The organism is Vibrio minamisatsumaniensis, assembly GCF_050337445.1.
Lineage (GTDB): Bacteria > Pseudomonadota > Gammaproteobacteria > Enterobacterales > Vibrionaceae > Vibrio > Vibrio artabrorum.
The window spans coordinates 1-697 of the sequence record NZ_JAKJSY010000188.1; the positions used below are offsets into that span (position 1 = coordinate 1).

Sequence of the window (697 nt, forward strand, 5' to 3'; positions counted from 1 at the left end):
ATATAATGTGGAATTATTTATTTGTTTTACYAAGAAGATTCAAACTATTGCTAATAAAAATGGCTATACGCTCGAAAGAATTGACTTTAGTGCTAGCAAAACAGAACTCTGGCAATTTGGACAAAAGCTACTCTTATCTAGAGCGAGTAGAAAAATACCGATTGATGTGTTTTTATCCAAATTAAAAGGCCGAAGTGATGATGAAATAAAATATTTACTCAGTAATGAATATCAAGATTATTTTATCTAGCAAACGGCTTGGGGCTTTGTTGAGGCGCTCATTAAATCATCAATTTTGATTTGATCGCATCTTCCTTTATCCTTGTCAAACCTCATAGATTGTTGACCTAAAATCATGTCTCACAAACACAATTTATCCAAACGACACCACTTCAAAAAATACGGTTCTGTCGCAAATATAGTTAGAGGCGTGACAGACCCATCCTACAGATACAATTATACTGCGAGTGCGTAGAATCGTTCAAAGGCCGTCTGCCCTTCAACATCTATCTGGTCTTGTTTCAACATCGTCCACATTTCTCGTCCGTGCAAACTTGCCAAGGCTCCTTCCATTGATTTCCAACCCAGCGCTTGACGCGTTTTCTGYTTCACCCAACGRTGACTCTGCTCAACGATATTGTTCAGATATTTAATGTCTAATATCTCTACCAGTGAGAGCATAAAGTAACCCGTCAAC

1 protein-coding gene and 1 pseudogene are annotated in these 697 nt (G+C 37.8%); one reads left to right on the forward strand and one right to left on the reverse strand.

Features of this window, described 5'->3' with window-relative positions:
* A partial coding sequence (locus L4B77_RS20215; protein WP_429752636.1) for a hypothetical protein occupies positions 1-250 on the forward strand: 250 nt, incomplete at its 5' end.
* 206 nt (positions 251-456) lie between these two features.
* Here L4B77_RS20215 and L4B77_RS20220 read toward each other — a convergent pair.
* Positions 457-697 (reverse strand): annotated as a pseudogene (locus tag L4B77_RS20220) (IS6 family transposase); the annotation flags it as partial.